We start from the raw sequence: 21,236 nt of genomic DNA, 5'->3' as shown, positions 1-21,236 counted from the left end.
GCGCCCCTCTGGCCGGCGGCCTCTATCTCGCGATCCTGCGCGTCGGTGGCCTATCCGAGGCCCTCAAGATGACGCTCGTGAAATGACAGAACGGAGTCGGCTCATGAAATGCATCGCTCTGTCCTTGCTCCTGCTCGCCGCCCTGACTCCCGTGCCCGCCGGCGCCGGCGGCTACGCCGTGCCGGACTGGTCTCTCGAGGACATCGCGGGCAACCCGGTCGGACTGCACGACCAGCTGGATCGCGGCCCGGTCCTGATCTCCTTCTGGGCCCTCTGGTGCGCCCCCTGCCTCAAGGAGCTGCCGCACCTCGACGAACTGGCCGCCGAGATGGCGGGCGAGCTCGCCGTGCTGGCGATCAACATCGATTCGCCGCGCAGCGTCCACAAGGTGCCGTCCTACGTGGCCACCAAGGGTTACGATCACCTCACGGTCCTGCTGGACACCGCAGGCGACGTGCAGCGCAAGCTGCAGATCAGCGGCACCATGCCCTTCCTCATGCTGCTCGACGCCCAGGGTCGCGAGGTCTACCGCCATGTCGGCTACCGCGAGGGGGACGAGCTCGTGCTGCGGGAGGAAGTGGCCAAACTGCGCGAAACCCCCGCTGGCGAGGCGGCCGGCGGCGCGTTCCACGCCACCGACCAGTTCGAGTACTCGTATCACACGGGCACCGAGAGCGAGATCTTCGAGAACTGGCTCGATGCCGACTTCAACTCCGGAGCGTTCCGCTTCGGCGTCCTGCTCGACACGCAGCAGCCCGCCGAGGAGGGCGACCGGCGCAACGACATCCGGCACCGCTTCGTCGAACTGCTCGCCGACGACTACGAAGTGCGCGCCGGCCACTTCTACGGGATGTTCGGACGCGGCTTGCTCTTCGCCGCATACGAAAACCGGACGATCCGCGTGGACACCGCGCTGGACGGTCTGCTGGCCCGCGGCGGACACGGTCCGTGGCAGGCGACGGTCTTCAGCGGCACGCCCTCGGATCTGGATCTCGACGTGCGCGGGCTCGACGGCACGCTGCGCCTTCACGACCGGCTGTCCCTCGGCGTGACGGGCCTCACCTGGCAGGCTCCCGACACCCCCGTACGCGACGGCGCCCTGCTCCGCGATTACGCCCTGTCCGGCCGCCTGGAGACCGCCCACCGGGCGGGCGATCTGTACGTGGAGTACGGTGGGCGCAGGCGCTGGGAGCAGATGCCGGGCGGCGAGTTCCTAGAACGGTGGGGACACGCGTTCTACGCCGGCGCCACGGTCCTCGCGGGCCCCCTCGGCCTCTCCGCGGAGGTCATGGACTACGATGAATTCACCATCCTGGCGGAGGCGGACGGACGCACGCCGCTGAACAATCCGCCGTCGTTGACCCGCGAGCATCTCTACACGCTGCTGAACCGGCAACCCTATCTGCGCGACGCCGACGACGAACGCGGCCTGCAGGGCGAGATCACCTGGGCCGGTCCGGACGGCTGGAGCGCGGTCGGGAACGCCGCCCTCGTGGAGTTGCAGGACGGACGGCAGAGTTATCGGGAGTACTACGCCCACGTGGAGCAGAACCGGATCGGAGACTTCCGTTTCCGCGGCGGCGCCGACTGGCGCGAAGTGTACGACACGCACTTCCTCCGCGATCAGGAATACGTCACCGCCGTGGGGGAGATCACCTGGTACGCCGACGCCCGCCGCTCCTGGACGCTCAAGTTCGAGCACCAGCACGCGCGGGATCCCGGCACGGAGTTCGGCGGCAACGGCGAGTACGACCAGCAGTTCACGACGCTCGAGTACGCCACGGCGCCGAACTGGACCTTCGCCGCCATTCTCGAGACCAACAACAAGTACGCGGCCCAGCGCGACTTCCTGGAAGAGGAAGGGCCATTCCCCGCCGCCCAGATCAGCTACGTGACGGACGACGGCGCCATGTTCACCATGTGGGCGGGCAAGCGCCTGGGCGGTTACCTCTGCGCGGGCGGCGTCTGCAAGTTCGAGCCCGCGTTCGAGGGCGTGGAGCTGTTCGGCACCATTCGATATTGACGAGATGAAGGTTTCTCTTCATATGTCCAGCGCGACGAAGGCCGAGTTGAGGGTGCCGACGCGCTGCGGGTCGTTCCCTTCCATGTAATAGCGCAGGACCGCGTCGGTGCCGCTGGCGCGCAGCTCGAACCACTGCCCGTCGAACTCGATCAGGGTGCCGTCGCCGGCGTCGAAGCAGCGGGCGACCTCCGGCAGGACCGCTCCCGCGGGCAATCGCCGGCGCAGCTCTGTCGCCACCTCGGCGGCCGGGCGTCCCGCCAGGCTCCCGAAGAAGGCCACCGTTTCCTCCTTGCGCCGGTTGCCGGCGGCCTGCGCCGCGGCACGCTCCTCGCCGCGCAACGACTCGTCGTAGAGGGTCACGTCCTGGCGCTCGTAGAAACGGTGGACGATGCCGTAGCGGTCGAGCCGGTCCATGTAGAAATCGGCGAAGCTCTTCTCCTCGCGGTGCAGGCGCGCGGCGAGGCCCAGGGACATGACGCCGATCTGCATGGCGTCCTTCTCCTTGATGGCCAGCGTGGCGCGCCGCTCGTGGCGGCTGAACATCCAATCGTCCGGTCCCATGGCCGCGCCGCCGCTCTCCTCCGCCATGATCGCCAGGCGCGGCCGCGGTCCGAAGGCGACCGTGTCGCCGGTGACATCGGTGGCGGACGTGGTCGGCGGCGGGGCGTCCTGGTCGGCGTCCAGGAGCTGCCGCTCGAGATCGGCCACGAGGCCGCCGAAATACTTGAAACCGACCGGCACGCGATGGGTCTTCAGCGACGCGCCGTGGAGACGGTTGAACGTCTCGGCCAGCTCGCCGATGCTGCGGCTGGTGGGCCAGGTCGTGGCGACGATCCAGTCGACGTCGTCGAGCCTGCCTTCCGCGTGCAGTGTCTCGAGCCTGACGGCGGCGAGCATGAAGTAGATCTGGTTGGGCCTGAAGAAGACCAGACAGCGATCCCGGTCCAGAGGATCCACCTCGAGACCGGCCGCGCGGGCGTCCTGCGCGCGCGCCGCAGGCGCGACGGTCACCATGTTGAAGCGATCGCCGTCGGGATCCCAGATGAAGACCACGTCGGCCGATCGATCGCGCAGAGTCGCCTGCGCGCCGATATGCTTGTAGACCTGCCACTTGCCGGGATCGACGCCGTGGTTCACGCCGTCGACGATGCCGATGCCGTGGTAGTCGCTCGATTCCTGTTCGTGGGTGAACGCTACGGGACCGTCCCCGTCGCAGCCGATGCCGAGCTGCGCGAAGACCCGCCGCGCGGTCGCGGCCATGCTGCCGCCCTCGGTGCAGATCGAGGCGCGGAAACCGCGCTCGCGAGCCGCGGGGATCTCGTCCAGCAGGGACGCGGGCACGATGGCGCGCAGACCGGCGGCATACGGCTCGAGGGGATCGAAATCACGCTTGATCAGGGGATCGTCGCTGGCCGCCAGCGGGATCTCCAGGCCCGCCCCGCCTGCCTGCAGCGCCAGCACGCGCGTCCTGTCCGCGATGCGCCGGGCTAGGCCCAGCAACTGCATGCCGCTGGCGTCCATGGGCTTCCAGCCGCCCTTGAAGCTGGGGCTGTGGGATGCGGTGAAGTTCTCGCCGCCGTCCAGTTCCTCGTAGTTCACGCCGAAGGACGAGAGCCAGATGGGCGTCGTGTCGTGACCGATCGGCCTGAGATGCACGACGATGCCGGCGCCCGCGTAGATGCGCGCCGCCAGGTCGATGAACTCCCGGGTGTGGGGCCGCACCTCGCCGCCCACGTGCAGATGCGCCAGCCCCTCATCGAGGGCGAGCTGCGCCCGCGCGTACAGCATCACCGCCACGTTCAGGCTGTTGAAGGGGACACGGGGGCTGTGCATGTCCTGCGGATCGAGCAGGTCGCGGTAGCCGGCGGTGCCCAGCTTGAAGCCGCGCGCCCAGTCGAGCAGGCCGGAGCGGGCGCGCGCGGGAGGGATGCACATCGTCCCCGCCGCGGTGGCGAAGGGCGTGAACAGGGGGCGCGTGACCGGCATGGGGAAGCCTCCCGTCGAGGGATGCGTGGCTGGTTTCGCGTGCCAGCATAACGCAGCGCCTCCGGCCGTCAAGGCATGAAGGCCGGAGGCGGGGACGGGACGCGGCGCCGCGCGCAGCGCCCCCTCAGAGCGTGTCCCGCGCGGGGAAGGCGTCGCGGAGCTCGGCGAAGGCTGTCAGGATCAAGTCGGGTTGCTCGGCGCGGATCACCCCCGCCGGCTTCAGGCCGTAGGTCACTCCCACGGCCACCGCGCCCAGGGCGCGGGCCGCACGGATGTCGTTGGGGCTGTCGCCCACCACGGCTACCTCGGCGGGCGCGACGTCCAGTCCGTCTAGGCACATCGCCAGCTGCGCGGGATCGGGCTTCCTGGGGGCTTCGTCGGCCGTCACGACGCGCCGGAAGGCGCCGTCCACGTGCAGTCCGGCGAGGATGGCATCCGTGAACGCGCGCGGTTTGTTGGTGGCGATCATCATCGGCAGGCGATGGAAATGCAGCAGGGTGTCGAGGACGCCGGGATAGAGCGCGGTGGTGTCCAGGCAGTGACGGCCGTAGTGGTCGCGGAACACCCCCAGGCCCTCGGCGACCATCTCCGGCGCGGGCGCGACGCCGTCCACGGTCAGGGCCCGTTCCAGGAGCTTCTCCACGCCGTCCCCGACGTAGGAGATCGCCGTCGCCTCGTCGAGCGCCGCCAGACCGAAGTGGCCGCGCGCGAAATTGGCCGAGAGGGCGATGTCCAGCCCCGAGTCGATGAGCGTCCCGTCGAGGTCGAAGATCATCGCCGATACGCGGCGGCCGTGATACTTCTTGCGGCCCATGACTGCTCCTTGGCACGAGTGAGAGCCGCATCATAAGTCCACGCCTTAGCGGTTGTCCACTTGCGGACTGATCCCTATACTCGGCGACGGCCGCACGGAACAGCGGCATCGCCGGAAGGAGTCCATGAACCCCCTGATCGCAGGTTTCCTGATCTACTTCGCCATGACCGTGGCGGTCGGCTTCGCGGCCGTGCGTCTCAACCGCTCCCAGGACGCCTACCTGCTGGCCGACCGCAAGCTCGGCGCCTGGGTCGCCGCCTTCTCGGAACGGGCGAGCGGCGAATCGGCCTGGCTGCTGATCGGACTGCCGGGGCTCGCCTTCGTCTCCGGGATGTCCGCCTTCTGGGTCGCCGTGGGCTGCGTGAGCGGGATCGCCTTCTCCTGGTTCGCGATCGCGCGCAGGTTGCGGGTCGAGACCGAGCGGCTCGGCTCCCTGACCCTGGCCGACTACTTCGAATCCCGCCACGGAGACACGACGAGATCGATACGCCTGATCGCCGCCTCGATCATCCTCTTCTTCTTCACCTTCTACGTGGCGGCCCAGTTTCTGGCCGCGGGCAAGGTGCTGAACTACTACCTGGGGGTGACGCATCTGCAGGGCATGCTGATCGGCGCGGCGCTGGTGCTCTTCTACACCATGGCCGGCGGCCTCTACGCAGTGGCCTGGACCGACCTGGTGCAGGGCGTGATCATGCTCTTCACCCTGGTCGTGCTGCCGCTGGCGGTGCTGGGGGAGGTCGGCGGCCTGCCCGGGCTGCAATCCGCGCTGGGCGGATACGATCTGCGCTACCTGATGCCCCTGCCGGGCGAGAGCTCATGGGCGGCGATCTCGGCCGCCCTGGGCAGTCTGGGCATCGGCCTCGGCTACATGGGGCAGCCCCATCTCGTGCTGCGCTTCATGGCGATCACCTCCGGCGATGAGGTCGGCAAGGGCCGCATCATCGCCGTGACCTGGGCGGTGCTGGCCTTCGTCGGCGCGGTGATGATCGGTCTGACGGGCCTGGCGCACTTCGGCCCGGAGGTCCTGGGCGAAGGCCGCCTGATCGTCGACCAGGAACAGCTGATGCCCATGATGGCCCGCGAGTTCTTGCCGGAATGGCTGGCGGTGATCATGATCTGCGGCGCCATCGCCGCCATGATGTCCACGGCCGACTCGCAGCTGCTGTCGTCGGCCAGCACCGTCAGCGAGGACGTCTACCGCCGGCTGCTCCGGCCCGACGCCGACCAGGGCCGGCTGCTGCTGATCAGCCGCCTGGCCACGCTGGCGGTCGGCTGTGCCGCGTTTCTGCTGGCCTGGCGCGCCGACGCGCTGGTCTATTCGCTGGTGCTCTATGCCTGGGCCGGACTCGGCGCGGCCTTCGGGCCGCCCCTGCTGCTGTCTCTGTGGTGGCGGCGCACGAGCCGCGCGGGCGTGATCGCGGGCCTGCTGACCGGAACGGCGGTGGTGCTCGCCTGGTACAACATCCCGGCCCTGAGATCCCAGCTCTATGAGCTGGTGCCGGGATTCGCGCTGTCCCTCGCCGCGACCGTGGTGTTCAGCCTGCTGCGGCCGGATCGATCCGGGACGGGAGGGATCGACCGATGAACGACGAGAAGCACAAGTCCCACCACGCGTCCGGCGACGGCGAGCCCTTCCTTCCCGGCCTGGGCGGCCGCGAGCCGCTGGAGTTTCTCAACAAGGAGCCTGCCGACATGTCAGAACGAACACCCCGCGAGGATCGAGCGGACGATGCGGCCCGTCAGGAGTTGCCGCCCGACGAGGCGTACGAGGAAGTCACGGAGCCATACCGCCCGATCAGGCGCCGGGGTCTCGCCGGCGGCGGCGGCACCAACCGGGTCATGATCGCGACAGGCGTCGTGGTCGTGGCCGCCGCGGTCTTCATCTTCTGGCCACGGGGCGGCGCGGACCTGCCGGCGCCTGTAGGAGAGCAGTTCTCCGTGGTGGCCGCGGACAGCGGGGCCGCCAGCACCGAACGGCCCGCGCCTCCGCGCAGCAGCGACGTGAACCTGTCCCTGGAGGCGCCGCCGGTCGTGCCGGAGGAACCGGGAGCGACGACGGGGACCGGCGCGGAATCGGCACCGCCATCGACACGGCAAACACGGAGGGCCGGTGTGACGGTCTCGTCGGGAGAGCCCGGAGCCGACGGCAAGTGGGCCGTCCAGCTCGGCTCCTTCGGCACGCGGGCCAACGCGCAGGAACTGGCGGTCGGGCTGCGCGAGAAGGGCTTCCGCGTGGAGACGCCGACCCTGCAATCGACCACCGGCGGCGCGCAGACCAAGGTGTGGATAGCCTATTTCGAGACGCACGCCGCGGCGAAGGCGTGGGCCGCGGCCCACGCGGACGAGATCGGCAGGAGCACCTACATCACGCACCGGTGACGACGGGAGCAGGCATGCGCAACGTGTCGTTCGCGGGCACCGGCTACCACTTGCCCGAACGCATCGTGACCAACGACGATCTCGCCCGCCTGATCGACACTTCCGACGACTGGATCCGCGAACGCAGCGGCATCCGGGAGCGCAGGTGGATCGAGCCCGGTCAGACGCTGGCCGGGCTGGGCGCGGCCGCGGCGCGCATGGCCATGGACGACGCCGGCGTCGGGCCGCGGGACATCGACCTCGTCATCTGCGCCACCATCAGCGGCGACCACTTCTTCCCGGGCAACGGCGTGCTGCTGCAGCGGGACCTGGGCCTGGGGCCCGTCGCCGCCCTGGACGTGCGCAACCAGTGCACGGGCTTCATCTACGGCGTGGCGACCGCCGCCGCCTTCATCAGGTCGGAGCAGGCGGACACGGCCCTGGTCGTCGGCGCCGAGGTGCAGTCGACGGCCCTTGACCTCTCCGACCGGGGACGCGACATGGCGGTGCTCTTCGGCGACGGCGCCGGCGCGGCCGTGCTGCGGGCCGCCGACGAAGGCGGCGACGTCCTGGCGTCGGCGCTGCACAGCCAAGGGAAGTTCCACGACGCCCTGTGGTGCGAGATGCCGTCCTGCCACGTACCGGGACGCATCGACGGAACGCATCTCGCCGAGGGCCGGCACCATCCCAGGATGAACGGCCGTCTCGTCTTCAAGCACGCCGTGCGCCGCTTCTGCGAGGCCATCGAGGAGGTGCTCGAGAAGGGCGGCGCGACGCGGGACGACATCGCCCTGGTCATCCCCCACCAGGCCAACCTGCGCATCACCGAGGCCGTCGCCAAGCGCTTCGAGCTGGCCCCGCAACAGGTGTTCTCCAACATCCACAAGTACGGCAACACGACCGCCGCCTCGATCCCCATCGCCCTGGCCGAAGCGGCGCGCGAGGGACGTCTCGAGCGGGGCGACCTGCTGGTGCTGGTCGCCTTCGGGTCGGGATTCACCTGGGGCGCGAACCTCATACGTTGGTGAGAAAGATCAGAAGCTGGAGTACTCAGGATATCGAGCCTCGATGCACCCGGTCGTACCCTCGGAATCGTGCTCGCCCATTTCGCGTCGGGACCAGGCCTTGGGCGAGGGCGCCCTAGCGCATCTCGTCGGGCATGCCGATACGCTTGGTCTTGAAGCTAAGGCACATCAGGCCCACGGCCAGGCGCTCGTTGCGCACGATGAGAGCCTCGGGGACCTTGATCTCCGTCGGCGTGAAGTTCCAGATGCCGGTGATGCCCGCCGCGATCATGTCATCCGCCACGGATTGCGCCACCTGCATGGGCACCGTCAGCACCCCCAGCTTGACTCCGTGCTCGCTAACGAAGGCCCGCATCTCGGACATGTGCCGGATCTTCACGCCCCGGATCTCGCGGCCCACCAGCCGTTCGTCGACGTCGAAGACGCCCAGCAGGGGGAAGCCCTGGCTCTCGAAGTTCTGGTAGTTGGCCAGGGCGTTGCCGAGGTGTCCGGCGCCGGCGATGACGATCGGGACAGGTATGTCGATGCCGATGATCTCGCGCAGGGCCGGCACCAGCTTGTCGACCTGGTAGGGCCGGCCGGGCTTGCTGAAACCGCCGAAGTAGTGGAAATCGTGACGAAGCTGGCTGGCCTTGATGTCGAGCGAGGTCGCCAGCTGCCTGGACGAGACCTCCTGCACGCCCGCCTGCTGGAGCAGGATCAGCTTGTCGAGGTAGAGCGGGAGACGCTTGATCGTGGCGTCGGGCACTCGGAAGCGTTTCCCCCTGTTGCTGACGATCTTCAAGACGATCACCCTTCGCTGCGCCCGGAGAAGTGGAGCTGACGATTATGGCCTGATTCTGTTAGCAATATCACAGAAGCACAATAAACCCTAACAACTTTCCCTGTCAAGCGGGGAGTGACCGGACCGCGGCCGGTTGGAAAATGGCGTTGGAAGGCCGTCCGGTACCGTCTATATTTGCCGCGGTGTTACGCCGACGATGCGAAATCCGACTTCGAGACTGGACCCCCATGAGCGACGTCACTTCATTCGACCCCCTGCAGCACGCGCCGCTGCCCGTCCATGGCAGCTGGAATGCAGAGGATTACGCGGCCCTGGGTTTCAAGGTCGGTCTCGAGGTCCATCAGCAGCTGCTGACCGACCGCAAGCTCTTCTGCCGCTGCCCCGCCGGGCGGTACTCGCGCAATCACGACGTGGAGATCCTGCGCCACATGCGCCCCACCCTCTCGGAGATGGGCGATTACGACGGCACGGCCCTGATGGAGTTCAAGACCCGCAAACGGATCACCTACTTGCTCGACAACGATTCGGTCTGCACCTACGAGATGGACGACGCGCCGCCCTTCGAGATGGACCCCCACGCGCTGGACATCTCCATCGCCGTCTCCCTGATGCTGGGGCTGCAGGTCGTCGACGAGATCCACATCGCGCGCAAGCAGTACCTGGACGGCAGCATCCCCACCGGCTTCCAGCGCACGGCCATCATCGGCGTCAGCGGGGAGATCCCCCACGCCGGCCGCAGGATCGGCATCCGGCAGCTGTCGCTCGAGGAGGATTCCTGCCGCGAGGTGACCGACCGGGGCCACGACCGCGTCTTCCGCACCGATCGCCTGGGCATGCCGCTGATCGAGACCGTCACCGAGCCCGACATGCGCACGCCCGAGGACGCGGCCGCGGTCTGCGAGCTGCTGCGCCGGGTGGCGCGGGCCTCGGGGATGGTCCGCACCGGGGTCGGCGCCGGCCGCCAGGACGTGAACGTGAGCATCGCCGGCGGCACCCGGATCGAGATCAAGGGCGTCTCGTCCATCAAGCAGATCCCGCGCCTGGTGCACAACGAGGCGTTGCGGCAGAGGAGCCTGCTGGCCATCCGCCGCGTCCTGCGCGAACGCGGCGTGACGGCCGAGTCGATACAGGAGCGCTGGCAGGACGTCACCGATATCCTGCAGGGCACCGCCTGGCGTGACCTGCGGGAAGCCCTCGCCGCGGGCGCCCGGGCCGCGGCCGTGCCGCTGCCCGGCTTCGAGGGCCTGATCAACACGCCGACCCAGCCGCACACCTTCTTCCTCAAGGAATTCGCGGATCGCGTGCGCGTGGTGGCCTGCCTCGACTCCCAGCCCAACCTCGTCTGTTCGACCAGCGAGACCGAGACCCTGACTGGCGCCGAGTGGACCCGCGTCGAGCGCAGATGCGACGTCGCGCACGGCACGCCCGTGATAATCGTCTGGGGGCCCGAGCGCGACGTACGGACCGCGGCGAGCGAGATCCTGATCCGCGCCCGCGACGCCGTCGAGGGCGTGCCGTCGGAAACGCGCCAATCGCTGCCGGACGACACCAACGGATTCGAGCGCATCCTGCCCGGCCCGAGCCGCATGTATCCCGACACGGACCTGCCCCCGGTGGTCCTGACGCGCGACCGCGTGGCCGCGCTGGGCGCCACCCCGCCCGAACCGCCCTGGGAGAGGCTCGCGCGCCTGCGCGGGGCCGGCGTGGGCGAGGACCTGGCCGCGCGGCTGGCCATCCATCCGGCCTACGCGCTCTGCGTCCATCTGCTGGAGCGCCTGGATGGCGGGCCGTTCACCCCCACCGGCCTGGCGTCGCTGCTGCTGGACCGGGATGTGCCGCGACCGACCAGCCTCAGAGCGGCCGGCGACTGGTGGGAACGGACGATCGCGCGCGTGAACGCAGGCGAGGCCGTGCCGGAGGGCATCTGGTGCGGCGAGGACGAACCGCCCGCCGCGCTGGACGCGGCGCTGGCGCGAAGGATTTGCGAGGAGGAACTCGCGGCCCTGCCGTCCGCCCTGCCCGCGGCTCCGGACAAGCGGGAGCGCACGGTCATGGGCCTGGTCATGAAGCGGCTGCGCGGCGTCGTCCCGGGCGCGACCGTCGCCGCCTGGGTGAAGGAGGCGCAGCCGTGAGCGAGGAATACGAGGGCTACCGCGACCCCGCGCTGGCGGTCCTGAAACGCTTCGAGGCCCCGGTCTGGAGCGACGTGACCGTGCGCACCGAGCGCGGCGCGTTCGCGGGGCTGATCCTGCCCCGCAGCGAGACCGCGGACGCCGAGCACATCGTCCTGAAGATGATCACCGGCTACAACGTCGGCCTGCACTGCGGGTCGGTGGAGGACATCGCCGTCCACGGGCGCAAGGTCGCCAACTACAAGATCCCCGAGAAGGACTTCCCCTACGAGGCCGGCAAGCCGCGGGTGAAGCTCTTCGGCACCGGCGGCACGATCGCCTCCAGACTGGACTACCGCACCGGCGCGGTGATCCCCGCCTTCTCCCCCGGCGAGCTCTACGGTTCGGTGCCCGAGCTGGCCGACATCTGCAACCTGGAGACCGAGAAGCTCTACGGCGTCTTCAGCGAGAACATGGCCCGCGAGCAGTGGATCGGCCTGGCCGAGGCCATCGGCGCTGAGATCGCCAGGGGCGTGGACGGCATAGTCGTCGGCCACGGCACCGACACCATGCACCACACGGCGGCGGTCCTGTCGTTCATGGTGCAGGACTCGCCGGTGCCCATCGTGATGGTGGGATCGCAGCGGTCCAGCGACCGCCCGTCCAGCGACGCCGCGCTCAACCTGATCAACGCCACGCGCACCGCGGCCACGAGCGACATGGCCGAGGTCATGGTCTGCATGTTCGGCCCCACCAGCGACGAGTACGGCCTGCTGCACAACGGCACGCGCGTGCGCAAGATGCATTCGTCCTACCGCTCGACCTTCCGGACGCTGAGCGACATCCCCCTCGGCCGGGTCGACGAGAACGGCGTCACGCCGCTGAAGCACGACTACAAGCGGCGCCGCAAGGACAGGAACGTGAAGATCACGGCGGTCTTCGACGACCGCGTGTCGCTGGTCTACTACTACCCCGGCATGCGGCCCGACATCATCGACTCCCTGGTGGCCAACGGCTACCGGGGCATCGTGATCGCCGGCACGGGGCTGGGACACGTGAACCGGCCGGTCTACGGGGCGCTCGCGCGGGCCCACCAGGCAGGCGTGGCCGTCTACATGACCGTCCAGACGCTGTGGGGCTACGTGCAGATGTACGTCTACGAGACCGGACGCGAGCTCATGGAGCTGGGCGTGGTGCCGGCGGCCAACATGCTGCCCGAGGTGGCGTACATGAAGCTGGGCTGGGCACTCGGCCAGACGGACGACCTGACGCGGATCAAGGAGATCATGCTGACGCCCATCTCGCGGGAGATCACCGATCGCGAGCCGCAGAACGGGTACCTGGTGTACCAGGGGGGGTTGCCCGAAATTGAGCGGTTCATGTCGCAGCACTGGAAATAGGGGGGGGAGAGTCTCCCGACTGTCTTGCGTCTCACCGCACGACGGAGAACTTGATCACGCTCGACTCCCCCCCCGCCTCGAGCCGCGCCCAGTACACGCCCGACGGCACGCGCCGGCCCTCGCCGTCCCGGCCGCTCCAGAGCACCTCCTGCTCGCTGAAGGTGCCCAGCACCAGGCCGATGTCGCGCTCGTACACCAGGCGCCCGCGCGCATCGTAGATCTGCAGGGCGAGGTCGTCGTCGTGTTCCAGCCGGTAGACGACGCCTAGCACGCCGTCGAACGACGGGTTGGGATAGGTGCGCAGGAGGCGCAGCGCCGTCTGCGCCTCGGCGGCCGAGCGCCACGCCACCCAGCCCAGAGGGTCCAGCGCCACCTCCTGGACGGGACTGCCGAAACCGAAAACCTCCGTCTTCGCGGCGCCGACCAGGCGGAACGGACGCCACTCCTCGCCGGCATCGGTGGTCACCCGCAGGGGGTACACGTTGTCGAAGACCACGCCGCTGCGGTCGGTCAGGCTCACGGTGAGCTCGGAACCCACGCCGAAGCCGCCGTCCACCGAGACGTCCATCTCCAGGTGGGGCACGGTGCTCCGGTAGAGCCAGGGGTCGAAGAAGGCGCTCAGGTCCGCGCCGTGGTGGGCGCTCGCCAGCGCGACGAACGCGCCGGTGTCGACCACGCCCCCGGGGCGCCCGCCGGCGGTGGCCCAGTCCTCGAGCAGGTCGAAGAAGGCGGTGTCGCCGATCCGCCCGCGCAGCATGTGCAGCAGCCAGGCGCCCTTGTCGTAGACGACGCGATCTAGGACCGGGAAGGGATCGTAGACGGTGGTCTGCCCGATCCAGTCGTTGCCCCAGTGCAGGCGGCGCATCTTCCAGAAGTAGCCGCCCAGCTCGCCCGTCTCGTCCAGGCCGTGCAGGTGCTCCTGCCAGAGTGCCTCGCTGTAGGTGGCGAAACCCTCGTTGAGCCAGATGTCGGGCCAGGTCTCGGGCGTGAGCGAGTCGCCGAACCACTGGTGGGCTAGCTCGTGGACGACGATCCAGTCCTTGCTGTTGTTGCCGGTGATCAGGGATGCGCCGTAGCTGGTGACCGTCTGGTGCTCCATGGCGCCGCTGGAGGTGTTCAGGTACTCGGCGTGGCCGTACTTCTCGTCGGCGAACGGGTACGGACCGACCAGGCCCTCCATGAAGTCGATCATGTCGCACAGCGGCGCGAAGTCGACCGCCGCGTTCAGGGAATCGGTGGGAAAGACCCAGTGGTCGAGGTCGATGGCGCTGACGGGCGTGAGGCAGAATTCGCCGAAGTGCACGTAATCGCTGACCGCGACGGAGATCAGGTACGGCGCGATGGGATGCGACTCCACCCAGACCCAGGTGCGCGTGCCGTCGCCGTTGTCCGTCTCGCTCTCCAGCAGGCCGTTGGAGACGGCGGTGAGATCGTCGGGAGCGGTGATGATGATGGTGGCGGGCGCCTTGTCGTAGGGGCGGTCCTTGCACGGCCACCAGGTCCGCGAGAACTCCGGCTCGCTGAAGGTGGCGATGCAGGGGCCGCTGTCGGCGGGGACGTCCCAGTCGTGGGTCCATTTGCCGAGGCCCTCGCGGTTGTACTCCACCAGCTCGCCGCGAAAGGCGACCGTGACGCTGTCGTCCGCGCCCAGCTTCGCCAGCGGCAGATCGACGACCACCGAATCGCCGGCCTGCACGAAGGCCAGGGAGCCGTCGCCGCCGGTGACGGACAGCACCTCGAGGCCCACCACGTCCAGGACGAACTCGTTGAAATCCTGCAGCACGGGGGCGAAACGCACGTACACCTCGCCCGTGTACTCGGTCGCGTCGGGGTCGAGCGTCACCGAGAGTCGGTATTCGCGCACGTCGTAGTTGATCGTGTTCGCGGCCACGGGGCTGGACGTCTTGTCGGCCGCGAGGGTGTGCTTGGCGGCGGCCAGACAGCCGTACTCGCGGTCACCCTCGTCGGGGGGCTGGGCGGAGACGAATCCCGCGACGGCCAGGCACAGGAATGTCATGAATACCTTGATGCGCGAGCCGATCCCCGCGCCGCCGGTGCGAAGCGGGACCGGAGATGGGTCGTGATGCATGAAACCGCGCCTCCCTGGGATGGTGCCTGCGGGCGAGGCATGAAAGTATCGTACCCGGCGCGGCCGATCAAGGGACGGCACGCCCTCTCCGGTCAGCTCCGATCGGTGTGCGTATGGGTCATGACCGTCACGCCGGGCGGTACCGACTTGGTGACCCAGCAGCCGCCGCCGATCACCGCTCCCCGCCCGATCACCGTCTCGCCGCCGAGGATGGTGGCGTTGGCGTAGATGGTGGCGTCGTCCTCGATGGTGGGATGGCGCTTGCCGCCCTTGACCAGCGAGCCGTCCGGCGCCCGCCGGAAACTCAGGGCGCCCAGGGTCACCCCCTGGTAGATCTTCACGCGGGAACCGATCTCTGAGGTCTCGCCGATGACCACGCCGGTGGCGTGATCGATGAAGAAGCTGGGACCGATCGCCGCGCCGGGATGTATGTCGGTGCCTGTGCGCGCGTGGGCCCATTCGTTCATGATGCGCGGCACGAACGGCACGCCCAGCTCGTACAGGGGATGCGCCAGGCGATGCACGGTCACCGCCAGCAGGCCGGGGTAGCAGAGGATCACCTCGTCGCGGCTCATGGCGGCGGGGTCCCCCTCGAAGGCGGCCTCGACGTCGCTCTTGACGAGTCCGCGCACATCGGGCAGCCGGTCGAGATAATCGATGGCCACGCGCTCGGCGACGTCGCCGACGCTTTCCCCGTCCCGGGGGGCCGGCAGGGGGCGCGGCGCGTGCACCGGTTCGCGGGAACAGAAGGACAGCGTGTTCTCGATGATCGCCGACAATTCCACGAAGACGGCGTCCAGGTTCGAGGCCACGAACGTCTCCATGCAGGCGCGGGCGCTGATCCGGCCGCCGCGGTAACCCGGGAAAACGACCGTCAACAGACGCGACAGCACGGCGTCCACGCGCGACAGGGAGGGAAGCTCCGTATCGCCGATACGGTTGATCCCGCCCGCGCCCTGATACGTGCTCACCATTCTACGCGCGAGCTTCTGCAGCCTGTCCGCGCACTCCTCAGCCATGTCGCCTCCGATCAGTGGGCCAGGTCCTTGTACAGGTCCGTGGACAGGTACCGCTCGCCGCAGCTCGGGATGATGACCACGATCCGCTTGTTCTCGTTCTCGGGACGTTCGGCGTAGGCGAGCGCGGCGAAGAGCGCGGCTCCCGAGGAGATGCCCACGAACAGGCCCTCTTCGGTGGCGGCGCGCCGCGCCGTCGTCATGGCCTCCTCGTTGGAGACCCGGATGATCTCGTCGATCAAGCCCGGGTCCAGCACGCCCGGCACGAAGCCGGCGCCGATGCCCTGTATCTTGTGCGGCCCGGGCTCGCCGCCTGACAGCACCGGCGAGAGCGCCGGCTCCACGGCGACGACCTTGAAACCGGGTCGCCTCTCCTTGAGCACCGAAGCCACGCCGGTCAGGGTGCCGCCGGTGCCCACGCCCGCGACCAGGGCGTCCACCTCGCCGCCGGTGTCGCGCCAGATCTCCTCGGCGGTGGTGCGGCGGTGGATCTCGGGGTTCGCCGGGTTGTCGAACTGCTGGGGCATGAAGGCGCCGGGGCGCACGGCGAGCAGCTCGCCGGCCCTGCGCACGGCGCCGGGCATGCCCTCGGCGGCGGGCGTGAGGACCAGCTCGGCGCCGAAGGCGCGCAGGATGACCCGCCGCTCCATCGACATGCTGTCGGGCATGGTCAGGGTGAGCTTGTAGCCCCTGGCGGCGCAGACGAAGGCCAGGGCGATGCCTGTGTTGCCGGAGGTCGGTTCGATGACCTCCGCGCCGGGGGCGAGCCGGCCGTCCCGCTCGGCGGCCTCGATCATGGCCAGCCCGATGCGGTCCTTGACGCTGGACATGGGATTGGCGAACTCGAGCTTGGCGAGCAGATCGGCCCTGGTGCGGTTCAGCTTCGGCAACCTCACCAGGGGCGTGTTGCCGACGAGGTCCAGGATGCTGTCGTGTATCTTCCCGCTCATCTGTTCCCTCCCGCATGATGGGTCGTGTTTCCAGACCGTCAAGGTACCCATCAACGCGGAGGGCGGCCACCGACGGAGCTACAGGTTGAGATCCCGCTGCAGGCGCTCCATCTTGCGTTTGCCGCCCAGAATGATCAGCCGGTCGCCCTCGACGAGTTCCTGCTCGGGCCCGGGATTGAAGACCATCTTCCCGTCGTTGCCGAGCATGCCGATGACGATGATGTCGTAATCCTGGCGCAACGGCGTCTCGCGCAGGCGCTTGCCTGCCAGGGTACACGCGGGGCCGATCTTCATCTCCTCCATGCCCAGCTCGATGTCGCTCCGCTGCGAGATGACCTCCAGGTAGTCGTACACCGTGGGCCGGAGCAGGGCCATCGCCATGCGGTTGCCGCCGATCTGATAGGGCGAGACCACGCGGTTGGCGCCCGCGTGCTTGATCTTGCGGATGGCCTTCTCGTCGTCGGCGCGGGCCAGGATGAAGAGCCCGGGGTTGTCGACGAAAGTGAGCTCGCGCGCCGAGAGGGTGATATAGAGGTTGGCGACGTCGCTGGACACCGAAGCGACCAGGCCGCGGGCGCGCTTGATGCCCGCCTGTTCCAGGACCTCGTCGTCGGTGGCGTCGCCGTGCACGACCAGCCTGCCGTCGCGCCGCAGCTCCTCGGCGTCCTCGGCGTCGTCCGTCACCACCACGTGCGGGGTACCCTCGCCGAGGAGCTCGTCCGAGACGATCCGCCCCATGCGTCCGTAGCCGCAGACGATGTAGTGCCCGTTCAGCTTGTCGAGTTCCTTCCGCATTATTCTTCCTCCGAGGAAACGGTGCAGGTGCCCTTCCACCACGATGCCCCCGATGGCCACGGACAGGTACGCGATCAGCGTCACGCTGCACATGATCATCAGGGTGACGACGATGCGGCCGTTGTCCGAAAGCGGGTGGATCTCGCCGAAGCCGACCGTGCTCAGGGTGATCACGGTCATGTAGAAGGCTTCCATGGCCGTGAAGCCTTCGACCTTGACCAGGGCCATCGTGCCCAGGCTCACGATGATCGCCAGGAACAGCATGGCGATGCCGAGCCGGCGGTAGTTGACCGAGGATTCGACACCGGACGCGGACGCCATCATCATCCCCTGTTCCCGGCGGGGCGGGACTTGCCGCCCCACCGGAAATGTATGACATTGTTGGTCGGCTTAGGTCGAACGTCGGGAACCTGATACGATCCCGACTGTTTTCATGTGCTCCGACCAGGGAACCATAGATCAGTCAAGGATGGATGTCGATGAAGAACGCCCGGATGACCGCCAACAGAACCACCGCCGGCCTGGCGCTTCTGTTCTGCCTGCACCTGCTCGCCACGGCCCCGCCCGTCGTCGCCCAGGGTCAGCCCTCGATCTCCATCGAACCCCTGGAGCTCGATTTCGGCAAGATGGAGCAGTTCGAGGCCGCATCGGCCGGCTTGATCATCCGCAACATCGGCGACGCCCCCCTGCACCTCGGCGAGATCGAGACCACCTGCGGCTGCACGGCGGCCACGCCGCCCATCGATATCCTGGCTCCCGGCCAGAGCACCGAGGTCACCATCACCTTCAACAGCCAGAAGTTCCAGGGCGAGCAGATCAAGTACGTGAAAGTGCATTCCAGCGACCCGTTCCACAGCTTGATCGACGTCGCCATCCGCGCCGACGTCCACGCGGCGTTGGCCATCATGCCGCCCACCGACATCATCACCTTCCGGAAACTCCCCGTGGGCGTCACCCAGGCCGAGACCCTCAGTTTCTCCACCGAGGATGTCGCGGTGCTCACGATCGAACCGGCGCGCTTCCGCCCGGAACTCTTCGACGTGACGATCGAGGACGCCGCGTCCGGCGACCCCCGCGAGAAGACCGTGGTGATCGCCGTGCGCCCCGACGCTCCCCTCGGCACTTTCCGCGAGATCGTCTCGTTCGACACCAACGTGCCGAAACGGACGAGCGTGAACATCGAGGTGGGCGGGGCCGTGGTCGCCCCCGTGGTGCTCGATCCCGAACAGGTGAATCTGCGCTACCTGCAGCGCAACGAGGTCGTCTCGCACATTTTCACGGTGAGGATCCAGCGCGGTTTCGACATCGGCGTGACGGGAGCGGAGATCGACCTGCCGGGCTTCAAGGTGAAGGATATCCAGCCCAACCCCGCGATCAACGCGGTCGCCGTGACGATCGAGGGCACGCCCTTGCCGATCAGCGACGAACGCGCCGTGTCGGCCAGGGGCAGGATGAAGGGCATGCTCCGCGTCTTCACCGATCACCCCGACTATCCGGAACTGAGCGCATCCGTCATGTATCTCCTCAAGCTGTAGCGGGCTGCGATGACCTCCAGCAGGGGCAAGATCAACCTTTACCATCCCCGGCACGTCCTGCGCGAGGCCGCCGCCCTCCTGCTGGCCACGCTGGTGCTGGCCGCGCTCAACTGGGCCCTGCGTCCGCCGCGGCTTCCCCTGCGCGCGGATCTGGCCAGTTACGAGCTGGATCTGGGCTTCCCGGTGACCAACGCGGCCGCGGCGGTCGCCCTCTACGAGGACAATTCCCATATCTTCATCGACACGCGCCCGGCCGACCCGCGGGCGAGCCGCATACCGGGAGCCTTCCCCATCAGCCAGGCGCGTTTCGAGGAAGACCTGCGCGAGGTCTACGATTTCCTCCCGCACGAGGATCCGCTGCTCCTGTTCGGCGACGGCAACCTGTTGATGATCAGCGCCGTCGCCTCGCGACTGCAGGAAAGGGGGTTCGGCGACATCACCCTGATGTCAGGCGATCTCGAGACCTGGGCCGGGGCCGGCGGCGCGGTCACGGATCCTCCGGCGCCCGGCCCGGAGACGCGTCATGAGTGAAGCGGTCGCCAAGCGGGGGTTGATCCTCCCCGACTACCTCGAGTTGCTCCTGCGCTTCCTGATCGGCGGCACCTTCGTCTACGCATCCCTGGACAAGATCCTCGATCCCGCGGCCTTCGCCCAGGCGGTCTCCCACTACCGGATCCTCGGCGCCGACGTCCTGCACCCGCTGGCGCTCTACCTGCCCTGGCTGGAGCTGGTGGCCGGCCTGGCCATGATCATGGGATTCGCACGGCGGGGCGCAGCCCTGTTGATCGCCCTGATGACGGCGATGTTCATGGCCGCGATCCTCGCCGCCCTGGCGCGCGATCTGGATATTTCCTGCGGCTGCTTCCACACCAAGGGTGGACACGCAGTAGGCCTCTCGTTGCTGCTGCGTGATCTGGCGCTGCTGGCGGCCGCGGTGATCCTGCTGCTGAACCGGGGCACCAGACGCAGCTTCTGAAGCCCTTGGTGAGTCCGGCAATCAATATCACGAGTTAAGAAATCTTGGTTGACTTCAGGGACCGTCCGCACAATCTTGCCGTCGAAAGAGACCTTCGCGACAAAATTCGAGACAAGGAGCCTCTCATGCCTGCTCTAGTGAACGCCGACGAATGCACCGGCTGCGAATCCTGCGTCGAGGCTTGCCCGACCGAGGCCATCTCCATGAACGGCGACGAGATAGCCGTCGTGGATCATGACATGTGCACCGACTGCGAGGCCTGCGTGGAAGAGTGTCCGACCGAAGCCATCTCCATGGTGGACTGAGAAGCTCGCTACGCTGATAGAACGGGGGCTCCGCGTTGGACGGGGCCCCCTTTATCTTGGCTCGACCGTTCTGCCCTCCGGCACCGCGCGGCCGGACGAGCCGGGACGGGAAGACCCGGCGAGATCCCCGCTCAGCCACCGCCCCGCGACGGACGCCACGGGGTCTCCTGCACGCCCCAGGCCGCGTTGATCCAGCGCGCCGCCACGAACAGCCAATCGCTCAGACGGTTCAACCAGCGCAGCGCCGCCGGCGGCAACGCGATTTCCTGCGCAGCCGCCACCGCCCGCCGTTCCAGGCGCCGACTGACGGCGCGGGCCGCGTGCAGGGCCGCGCCCGCCTCGCAACCGCCGGGCACGATGAACACGCCCAGGGGCGGCAGATCCTCCTCGAGGCGGTCGATGCTCCGCTCGAGGGTAGCCGCGGCGATGCCCGGTATCCCGGCGTCCTCGCGCGCCAGCCGCTCGCAGCGCTCCGGATCTGCGAGCACGGCGCCCAGGTCGAACAGCCCGGACTGTATCGCCGCCAGCTCCCCGCACAACAGCGCGGCGCGGGCCGACAGGTCCGGGCGAGCGTCGTCGGCGCGGGACAGGAAAGCGGCCGCCAGGCCGAGGGCGCAGTTCAGTTCGTCCGCCTCCCCGTAGAGATCGACGCGTACGTCCGCCTTGCCCGTGCGAGAACCGCCGATCAGCGATGTCTCGCCGCCGTCACCCGTGCGTGTGTAGATCCTGGCCATGTGCACCTCCCGGGTTCGCGCCCGGCTGATTCAGGGATGATCCCGACCGCGTCATCATAGCAGCCCGGATGCGCGCGCTCAACGCACGAGCGTGAAACTCCGCGACGCCTCCCCGCCGGAGCCGCGGATCACGACCAGGTAGGAACCGGAGGGCAGGGGGCGTCCCGCACGGTCCAGACCGTCGAAGACGTGGGCCCCCTCGCCGTCGGCGTCCGCGCTCGCGGCCAGCGAGCGCAGGCGCCGGCCGCGCAGGTCGCAGACGTCCATGCGCACCCGTTCGCCGGGGAATGCGGTGAACGAGAAACTGGCTCGGGGGTTGGCCGGGTTGGGCCAGG

Annotated in this window: 19 protein-coding genes; 10 read left to right on the top strand and 9 right to left on the bottom strand. The window is 68.5% G+C overall.

Going from position 1 to position 21,236, the window contains the following annotated elements; all coding sequences use genetic code 11:
* Nucleotides 1-103 precede the first annotated feature (103 nt).
* Nucleotides 104-2,023 carry a TlpA family protein disulfide reductase gene (locus KJ554_11215; protein MBU0742906.1) on the top strand — a complete coding sequence of 640 codons (1,920 nt, stop codon included), beginning with the start codon at nt 104-106 and terminating at the stop codon, nt 2,021-2,023.
* A gap of 18 nt (nt 2,024-2,041) precedes the next feature.
* Here KJ554_11215 and KJ554_11210 read toward each other — a convergent pair whose 3' ends face one another.
* Nucleotides 2,042-4,009, bottom strand: coding sequence for a hypothetical protein (locus tag KJ554_11210; GenBank protein ID MBU0742905.1), 1,968 nt, complete (start codon nt 4,007-4,009; stop codon nt 2,042-2,044).
* A gap of 124 nt (nt 4,010-4,133) precedes the next feature.
* Nucleotides 4,134-4,823 (bottom strand): HAD-IA family hydrolase, encoded by a 690-nt coding sequence (locus KJ554_11205; protein ID MBU0742904.1) that lies wholly within the window; start codon nt 4,821-4,823, stop codon nt 4,134-4,136.
* Between the two features lie 124 nt (nt 4,824-4,947).
* Here KJ554_11205 and KJ554_11200 point away from each other — a divergent pair, with 124 nt between their 5' ends.
* From KJ554_11200 to KJ554_11190, 3 genes are read left to right on the top strand one after another with little or no spacing between them, the layout of a single operon-like run.
* Entirely contained in the window at nt 4,948-6,408 is a 1,461-nt protein-coding gene (locus KJ554_11200; GenBank protein MBU0742903.1) for a sodium/proline symporter, read from the top strand.
* Entirely contained in the window at nt 6,405-7,202 is a 798-nt protein-coding gene (locus tag KJ554_11195) for an SPOR domain-containing protein (GenBank protein ID MBU0742902.1), read from the top strand. Before KJ554_11200 ends, KJ554_11195 begins: the two co-directional genes overlap by 4 nt.
* A gap of 14 nt (nt 7,203-7,216) precedes the next feature.
* Complete coding sequence (locus KJ554_11190; protein ID MBU0742901.1) at nt 7,217-8,209, top strand: ketoacyl-ACP synthase III; 993 nt, start codon at nt 7,217-7,219, stop codon at nt 8,207-8,209.
* Nucleotides 8,210-8,321: 112 nt separating this feature from the next.
* Here KJ554_11190 and KJ554_11185 read toward each other — a convergent pair whose 3' ends face one another.
* Nucleotides 8,322-8,990 (bottom strand): redox-sensing transcriptional repressor Rex, encoded by a 669-nt coding sequence (locus tag KJ554_11185; GenBank protein MBU0742900.1) that lies wholly within the window; start codon nt 8,988-8,990, stop codon nt 8,322-8,324.
* Between the two features lie 227 nt (nt 8,991-9,217).
* On the opposite strand from KJ554_11185, the gene gatE reads away from it, so the two are divergent.
* A complete protein-coding gene (gene gatE / locus KJ554_11180; GenBank protein ID MBU0742899.1) occupies nt 9,218-11,122 on the top strand; it encodes a Glu-tRNA(Gln) amidotransferase subunit GatE in 1,905 nt (634 codons plus the stop codon).
* On the top strand, nt 11,119-12,501 hold the full coding sequence (gene gatD, locus KJ554_11175) for a Glu-tRNA(Gln) amidotransferase subunit GatD (GenBank protein ID MBU0742898.1): 1,383 nt from the start codon (nt 11,119-11,121) through the stop codon (nt 12,499-12,501). Before gatE ends, gatD begins: the two co-directional genes overlap by 4 nt.
* 31 nt (nt 12,502-12,532) lie before the next feature.
* Here the strand turns inward: gatD and KJ554_11170 are convergent, their stop codons facing one another.
* From KJ554_11170 to KJ554_11155, 4 genes are all read right to left on the bottom strand, one after another.
* Nucleotides 12,533-14,590 (bottom strand): hypothetical protein, encoded by a 2,058-nt coding sequence (locus KJ554_11170; GenBank protein MBU0742897.1) that lies wholly within the window; start codon nt 14,588-14,590, stop codon nt 12,533-12,535.
* Between the two features lie 92 nt (nt 14,591-14,682).
* Nucleotides 14,683-15,609: a serine acetyltransferase gene (locus KJ554_11165; GenBank protein MBU0742896.1), complete on the bottom strand. Its 927-nt coding sequence runs from the start codon at nt 15,607-15,609 to the stop codon at nt 14,683-14,685.
* A gap of 11 nt (nt 15,610-15,620) precedes the next feature.
* Nucleotides 15,621-16,556, bottom strand: coding sequence for a cysteine synthase A (gene cysK / locus KJ554_11160; protein MBU0742895.1), 936 nt, complete (start codon nt 16,554-16,556; stop codon nt 15,621-15,623).
* 78 nt (nt 16,557-16,634) lie between these two features.
* On the bottom strand, nt 16,635-17,678 hold the full coding sequence (locus KJ554_11155) for a potassium channel protein (GenBank protein ID MBU0742894.1): 1,044 nt from the start codon (nt 17,676-17,678) through the stop codon (nt 16,635-16,637).
* 152 nt (nt 17,679-17,830) lie between these two features.
* On the opposite strand from KJ554_11155, the gene KJ554_11150 reads away from it, so the two are divergent.
* The 4 genes from KJ554_11150 to KJ554_11135 all read left to right on the top strand — a co-directional run bounded on the left by KJ554_11150 (nt 17,831) and on the right by KJ554_11135 (nt 20,167).
* On the top strand, nt 17,831-18,886 hold the full coding sequence (locus tag KJ554_11150) for a DUF1573 domain-containing protein (GenBank protein ID MBU0742893.1): 1,056 nt from the start codon (nt 17,831-17,833) through the stop codon (nt 18,884-18,886).
* A gap of 9 nt (nt 18,887-18,895) precedes the next feature.
* Nucleotides 18,896-19,417, top strand: coding sequence for a rhodanese-like domain-containing protein (locus KJ554_11145; GenBank protein MBU0742892.1), 522 nt, complete (start codon nt 18,896-18,898; stop codon nt 19,415-19,417).
* Complete coding sequence (locus KJ554_11140; protein MBU0742891.1) at nt 19,410-19,862, top strand: DoxX family membrane protein; 453 nt, start codon at nt 19,410-19,412, stop codon at nt 19,860-19,862. The genes KJ554_11145 and KJ554_11140 overlap by 8 nt, the downstream gene beginning before the upstream one ends.
* A gap of 125 nt (nt 19,863-19,987) precedes the next feature.
* Entirely contained in the window at nt 19,988-20,167 is a 180-nt protein-coding gene (locus KJ554_11135) for a 4Fe-4S binding protein (GenBank protein ID MBU0742890.1), read from the top strand.
* Between the two features lie 131 nt (nt 20,168-20,298).
* Here KJ554_11135 and KJ554_11130 read toward each other — a convergent pair whose 3' ends face one another.
* Together KJ554_11130 and KJ554_11125 are read right to left on the bottom strand one after the other, a co-directional pair.
* Complete coding sequence (locus tag KJ554_11130) at nt 20,299-20,901, bottom strand: cob(I)yrinic acid a,c-diamide adenosyltransferase (GenBank protein ID MBU0742889.1); 603 nt, start codon at nt 20,899-20,901, stop codon at nt 20,299-20,301.
* Between the two features lie 78 nt (nt 20,902-20,979).
* On the bottom strand, nt 20,980-21,236 hold a 257-nt coding region (locus KJ554_11125; GenBank protein MBU0742888.1), incomplete at its 5' end, for a hypothetical protein.

It is taken from the genome of bacterium (genome assembly GCA_018814885.1).
Lineage (GTDB): Bacteria > Krumholzibacteriota > Krumholzibacteriia > LZORAL124-64-63 > LZORAL124-64-63 > JAHIYU01.
This window is presented reverse-complemented; position numbering and strand designations above follow the sequence as displayed.